The organism is Rathayibacter sp. Leaf299, assembly GCF_001423055.1.
GTDB classification, from domain to species: domain Bacteria; phylum Actinomycetota; class Actinomycetes; order Actinomycetales; family Microbacteriaceae; genus Rathayibacter; species Rathayibacter caricis.
In genome coordinates this window covers 76,339-83,035 of the sequence record NZ_LMNT01000007.1, presented here as the reverse complement: position 1 = coordinate 83,035, position 6,697 = coordinate 76,339, and the positions used below count along the sequence as shown (strand labels likewise).

The window sequence follows — 6,697 nt, the reverse complement described above, 5'->3', positions numbered from 1 at the left end:
GGGGGTAGGGCGTTTTCTGCAGGATCTGCAGGTTCGTGGCCTTCCCGAAGTTGGATGACGCGGTGGACGTGCCGCCCTGAACGAACCCGTCCGCGACCACCGACGACACCACCTTCAAGGCGTCCGTGACGATGATCGTCTGACTCGCGATCACGTGATCGCGGTCGATATCGGCTGCTGCGGAGATGCGGGCCGTTCCTGCAGCGATGCCCGTGACCCGTCCCTGCGAGTCGACAGTCGCCGCCGCGGGATTCGATGACGACCACGTCACGGAAGGCGAGACGGAGGCGCCGTCTGCTCGCGCGAAGGACGCGAGCATCGACTCGGAACGACGCGCTTCGATCGAGCTCCACGTCGTCCGCATGGCGGCCGAGGCGTGGCGAGTGACAGGGGCAGGTGATTCCGAGACGAGATCGGGACCGATGGCGCTGAACTCGTCGACTTTCGCAGTCCTGTCGCCGGCTCCATCACCGTGTACCGAGAGCTTCAAGTATCGATAGGGGGTCGGTGAGGTCCACAGCCAGGACCACTGTGCGGTCTTCGCGACCTTGCTCGTCCCTGTGAAGGCCGTCCGCCACGTCGAGTTGTCCTGAGAAGCGAGGATCTCGTACTTGGCCCCGAGCTGCGGAACGACGTCCCAGACGATCTCGACGTGTTTGACGGACACAGGACGGCCGTAGTCGAACGTGACGGACTGGTCCCCGCTCACCGCCCACGGTCCATTGACTCGGCCGTCGGAGAGGAGCGCAGTCGTGGCCTGCGAAGCGGTGGCCGTCACGCTGCGAGGACGGATCGCACCCGGATGAAGGCGGATGCTGTACACCGTCGGCGCCTTCCCTGCCTCGGTCACGGAGACGGTGGCGACGCCCGGGACCGCTCCGGCTTGCTTGATCTCGACGGAAGCGCCGCTGACCGAGGGCACTGCAGTGATCGTGGGAACGGCATCTCCGGCCGAGACGGGAACGGAGTACGAGGATCTCGACGGCCTGAAACCCTGCACGGATTCGCCGCCGACGGAGATGGTCTGAAGACCGCTCTGGGTGAGAGTTCCCGGCCAGCTGCTGAGAGGCGTCACGGAAGACGGCGACGGGATCTCGGTGCCGACGACAGGCACCAGTTCCACGGCGAGCGTGAAGTTCGACGCGCTCGGCAGGTGGATGGCCAGTTTCTTGACGCGCGGGACGACGGGTTGGCCTGTGGGCCACGGCGAAGCCGGCAAGGGCGTGGCTGCCATGTAGCTGAATGTCGGACCGTCTCCCGAGACGATCCGCGCAATGACCTGTTTTCCCTCTTGCGTGAGGACGGCGGAGCGGCCATCAGCGCTGACGGCGACGTCCGCGTTCGTGTGCATGAACCACCATGCGTCGGATGCTTTCGAGAGCGTCACCTCGTCCTGAACGAGGAGACGCTGCCGCGAATCGAGGAGCGACAGCCCTCGCTTCCACGACGAGACGAGCCCTGGATGCTCACCGTTCAGAGTGGCGATCGCGGATCCGCTCTCGGCATCCGAGCGCTTCAAGGCGACTGCGGACACGGAGGTCAGGGTCGGCAGGGCGGCGCCATTACCGAACGCGAGTGTGTTCTGGCCCTCCGGACGAGTCACGTAGTAGTCCCAGCGCGAACCGCCCGCCGCCGAATCCTCGAAACCTGCGAGATCGTAATTCTCCGGATTGGTCTCCGTCGCCCAATTCACCCCGAGAGCGTCGAAGGTGAAGTCGCCGTTGTCGAGATTCCCGTGAGACCGCCGAGCGCTGCTCGACGCCCTCATCGCGGCGCTCGAGGCGAGCTCATCCGTCCAGGACGACCGCAGCGTGGCGACGCCGACATCCTTGTACTCTGCGTCGAGCGGTAGTGCGTCCTGGGCTGCACGTGTGGTCTCGGTCGGCGGCTGGTACCACAGCATTGCGCGCGCGGAGATCTCGTCCCTGTCCTCCGCCCGCGAGCCACTGACGGCCCGCTCGACGAGACTTGCATCCTTGTAGAGCTTCGCGAGCCCCAAGAGCTGCAGAGTCATCGGGGAGTCCGGCCAGGCGTCTCCGAAGTTGAAGGAACGGCCGCTGGCGCCCGTCATTCGGACGGCGAACTGGCCCGTCCGCGCGAAGCCGGGGTTCGAGAGGATCCCCTGGTCGGAGCCTGTCGCCGAGACCAGCGCACTCGCCAACGTAGTCAGATACCCCGTCGCGTAGGACCAGTAGGAGATCCCCTCTTCGTAACCACCGTCGGAGTTGTAGCCGGCGAGGCCATTGGGCAGTGATGTCGACATCTTGGACAGGATCGTCTGCGACTCTGCGGGAAGTTCCGCCGAGAAGGAGAGGGCCGCGAGGGTGAGCCCCCCGTTGCTGATCACGTTCCAGTTCGTCTGCGTGCCTACCCAGTAGGACCCGGCGTTGTACTGCTCTATTCCGGGCTTCATTCCCAAGTTCTTCACTGACGTCGTCAGCTTCGTTCTGCGTTCGTTCGACCAGTACGGCTGCAGCCAGTCGTATCCGATCGCGAAAGCATGACTCATCTCCGCCGTGTCCAGGAAGTGCGACGGGTTCCAGTCCGGGAAGGTTCCCGCTGCTTCCAAGTCGGACCACAACCTCTCGGCATATCTGCTCTCGCCAGTCATCTGGTAGACGAAGGCAAGGGTGTAAGCGCGATCGACGAGCGTCTGGCTGACGCTGAGCAGACGTCCCCCGGTCTTGTCGTACCGCACCGTCGGCGCCGTCAGCATTCCGTCCGCAGTCCTCTTCAGCTGTCTGTACCAGCTGCCGAGTGTCGGTTGCGTCGAGAGCCGGCTCCGCATGTCTGCGAAGCCGGAGGCGTCGACGAGGAGTTTCGGATGCGACGTCTTGACAGCCGAGACGGAGACGCTCTTGACCTCGGTCACGGCGGCTTCCGCCGAATGCTGCGGAACCAGTACTGTTCCCGCGATCACGCCCACGAGAGCGATCGCACTCATCACCTTGACCGCCCTCATCCGCGCGAGGGGAGTTCTCGTACTGAGGCTTCGGCCTCTCGGACGCGCCAGAACTGCTCTGAGTGACATTCGTTCCTCTTCTCCGCTTGCGCGAAACGAGGAGGAGTCGAGGCGAGATCCTTCCGAAGAACGTCGAGAGCCGAAGGGCGTCCTCGATCCTCCTTTCTGAGGCTAGGTCGCACGTCCTTTCAGCAGAGCCCGGCAAACGAGTGCCAAGGCGGGCGAATAATCCTCGTCCTCCGGAGCGGTCGGCGGAAGAGCTCGAGAAGCGGAGACCCGATCGCGCGAGAGAGCCGATGAGAACTCGGCCGACTCTCACGACCGGGGTGCATTTCCTCGCCGAGTCCGCTCTCGGACCGAGGAGACGTCATCTCGACGTCGAGTCGAGTCGAGTCGTGCCCTTCAGGAGCGACGGCGATGGCCGCGCGCTACTCCACTCAGCTGGACTGCGAGCACCGTTGCTTCAGCGAGCAGCTCGCCCAGCACGGCGCCCGCAGGTCCCAGAAGCGAGGAGAACCCGAGGATCGAGGGCACCCCGACTATCGTCCCTGCCAACGCGCTGTATGCGATGACGTCGATGCGACGGAGTGCCACCAGGGCGAGGTTGCCCGTTGCGCGCGATGTGCAGACGACGAAGATCATCGCTCCGCACAGCGCCGCCACCTGCCAGGGGATGGTCGCGACGCCGGAGAAGATCAGCGATGAGGCGAAGGGTGCGATAGCTGTGAAGATTCCACCTGCTACGAGTCCGAATCCGGCATTGAGGAGAATCCCGCGGCGCGCGCGAGCCAGCCGCTCGTCCGCCGTCGATGCTCCGCCGACCCACGACTGCATGAGATTGGGAACGGCGATGAGAACGGTCAGATACATCCGCTGCAGGCGTTCCGCAGCGGCGAACACGGAGACTGCTCCGGGAGCGACGATCGAGACGAGCGCTACGGGGAGTGCGATGTAGACCGCGCTCAGTGCCCGTCCGCTCAAGGCGGCGAGTTGACTGCGGACCGTGCGTGCGAGCCTCCCAACGGAGAGCCTCTGGAAGTCCGCGAATCGGACTCCGGTCCGCTGGAGGCCGAGCAGGGGGGCCGCAACACCGGGCAGGATCAGAGCCACCGCGCCGTACACCCACAGGCCGAGTCCGCTCAACATGAGGAGGGAGGCGACGACGACGGCGATCACTCGGGGGATCGCGTCGGTCACGACCAGTCGCCCCGGCTCACGCGTACCCACGAAGAACCAGGACAGGCTCAGGCCGGCTCCTGCAGTCCCTGCCGCGACCAGGGCTCCTTCGACTCGGAACGAGTCAGCGAGGAGGAACGCGATGGATCCGGCCGCGACCGCCAGGGGTGCGTACACCAGCGCTTTCGTCGAGGACGACAGGGCGAGTGTCTGTCTCCTGTTCCGGAGAGAAGCGCGGGCGACCCGTTGCGGACCGTTCAAGCCCCAGCCGAGCTCGACGAGTACGGCCGCCGCTGAGCCGATGGAGGTGCCGATCGCGACGCTCTGCCACCCGGGATCGCCGAAGCGGGAGGTGATCACCGGCAGTGCCAGGAGTGGACTGACCGCGCTGAGCATGGGAACCAGGAGGAAGCCGACCAGGCTCTTGACTCTGCTCACCGGGTCGGATCTCCGCCGGATGCACGCCCCTTCACTGGGCGCCCTGACGCGACCAGCTGAGCCAGGCCCGCCCGCTCTTCGCCGCTGCCGCGTCGAGCTGATCCGCCATCTCCGCCGGGGTGACGAGTGCGGCTGCATCGACAGCACGTATCCAAGCGTAGACATCGCTCGTGTCGTCGACGAGGAGAGGCGAGTCTTCGCGGTAGAGGTCCCTCAAGCTGCTCTGGCGCGGGCCTACGAACGGGGTTCGACTCTCGAGTGCTCGTATGGCGATACCGCTCTGGTAGAAGCGCTTGTAAGGGATCAGCACCACTGCCGCGGTGTCGATGAGCGCGTCGAGCTCCTCCTCGCTTACATAGCCGTCGTGCACCTCCCACCCCTCGACAGCGGGCCACCCGCGGCCCCAGATCTCGAAGCCGAAACCGTTCGTCGAGCGAGGCAGTGCAGCGAGGAGTTGCAGGTCCCGGTCGGCCTTGAACTGGCCGAGGACTCGCACCGCTGTTCTGGGCGAGGTCTTCGCCGACGGCCGTGCACGGACAGGCAGGACGGGATGCGGGACAACTTCGGCCAGATCCGCCAGCCCCTGTTCCTCGAGGACCGCGAAGGCGGCGGAGCTGTGGACGATGGCCGGGCGACCGCTGAAGAGGCTGCGCGCAAGCATCCGCCAGAAGCGGGAGTAGCCGACAGCCCGTACGAGCGGCTTGGGGTCGTGGAGGACGACCCCTACCCTCACCCCTGCCAGCCCGAGCATTCGGAGCAGTGCGAGGTCGATGTATCCGAGAACCGGCCATGTGACGATGAGAGTGCCGCCTCCGTCGCGTCTGAGACGGTGTCCTTCGCGCCAGACCGCGACGATGTAGTCGCGTATCCACGCGATCCGGCCGTTCTGCGATGCGGAAGGTTCGAAGACGGTCGTCACCGTCACGCGTCCGCCCGCGGCTTCGAGTGTGTGCCGCAAGGCCTCCGTGTAATGCAGGAGAGTGCCTCCCAGCGAATTCACGACGGCGATTTCATTCTCCCGCCGGGCGTTCATTTGTCGTTCCCTCTCAGATGTCCGCGGTGAAGCCATTCGTCCGCCACGTAACGTCCCTGGCGTGCCGGCAGACTGCTGCGGACCTGGCTCCTGCTGAGCGGGGTGCGGAGGGCCTCGAGGATGCTTGCGGCGAGCCCGGTGACCAGCGCCGACTCATCGACCTCGACCTCGACGACGTGATGACCGTGCTGCGCCAGCCAGTCGGCGAGACCGGTCTGCCGGGTGGTGACGATGGTGAGACCTTGCGCGAGCGCCTCCTTGATCGGTAAGCCGATCTGCTCTCTCCACCGCCCGTGGGGGAGCGAGGGAGCGACGAGCACGGAAGCGTCTCGCAGGCGGTCGAGGACGGCCGTTCGCGGGAGACGTCCTTCGTACAGCCTTGTCGAAGGCGATTCGTCCGCCCATGCTCCGACGCGCGAGGACAGGGGACCCGGACCGATGATGGTGAGTCTCGCTCCATCCGAAGCACTCTCCACGAGCTCCCAGGCATCGAGAAGGACCTCGATCCCCTTGCGGGTCTCGAGAACGCCGATGAAGACGGCGGCACCCGATTCGGCCGTGGTGTCGATCGCGGCACTCGCTGAAGGCAGTTCTTGGACCGTCACGTTCTCGATGGATCCGACCAGGGGGATCGAGTGGTACACCGACCTCGAACCCTCGCTGGCGAAGGCGATCCGATCGATCATGACCGTCATGTAGAGACCCAGGGCACCCCCGAACAGCCGCGCCACCCACCGGGGAACCGGCCTGACGCCGCCTATCAGGGTCGGCAGATCATTGTTCTCCATCGCATAGGTCACGATCGTGCGAGGACGGCGGCGGAGGTGCCCGGTGAGTCGAAAGGCTGCTGCGATCACAGCCCCTTTCGGCAGGAACCTCATCCAGAGTGGTTCAGGCATCTCGAGGACGGTGCTTGTGGACCTCCAGAAGAGGCTCCACACGTCGCGAAGCGAGATCTTCTGAATCTCGTCAGGAACGTTCTCCCGATCGAGATCGTAGTTCTCAGTGAAATAGACCATCCTGGCGGGCGTCATCTCTCGATACCGCTCCAAATGGACTGCTCGCAGCTCCGGAACGAGACGGATCGA

4 protein-coding genes are annotated in these 6,697 nt (G+C 65.3%); all 4 read right to left on the bottom strand.

Annotated features, from left to right (window positions below; all coding sequences use genetic code 11):
- On the bottom strand, window positions 1-2,962 hold a 2,962-nt coding region (locus ASF48_RS18175), incomplete at its 3' end, for an Ig-like domain-containing protein (protein WP_162238052.1).
- A 402-nt stretch (window positions 2,963-3,364) separates the two neighbouring features.
- Window positions 3,365-4,498 (bottom strand): hypothetical protein, encoded by a 1,134-nt coding sequence (locus ASF48_RS18170; RefSeq protein WP_157603245.1) that lies wholly within the window; start codon window positions 4,496-4,498, stop codon window positions 3,365-3,367.
- A gap of 109 nt (window positions 4,499-4,607) precedes the next feature.
- Window positions 4,608-5,609, bottom strand: coding sequence for a hypothetical protein (locus ASF48_RS18165; RefSeq protein WP_055794720.1), 1,002 nt, complete (start codon window positions 5,607-5,609; stop codon window positions 4,608-4,610).
- The gene (locus ASF48_RS18160) at window positions 5,606-6,643 is read right to left on the bottom strand and encodes a glycosyltransferase family 4 protein (protein ID WP_055794718.1); all 1,038 of its coding nucleotides are present in this window, start codon (window positions 6,641-6,643) and stop codon (window positions 5,606-5,608) included. The genes ASF48_RS18165 and ASF48_RS18160 overlap by 4 nt, the downstream gene beginning before the upstream one ends.
- Between the last annotated feature and the right edge of the window lie 54 nt (window positions 6,644-6,697).

Excerpts from the sequence above, each read along its gene's own strand:
- ASF48_RS18165 (WP_055794720.1), bottom strand. The coding sequence starts at position 5,609 with ATGAACGCCCGGCGGGAGAATGAAATCGCCGTCGTGAATTCGCTGGGA.
- ASF48_RS18160 (WP_055794718.1), bottom strand. The coding sequence starts at position 6,643 with ATGACGCCCGCCAGGATGGTCTATTTCACTGAGAACTACGATCTCGAT.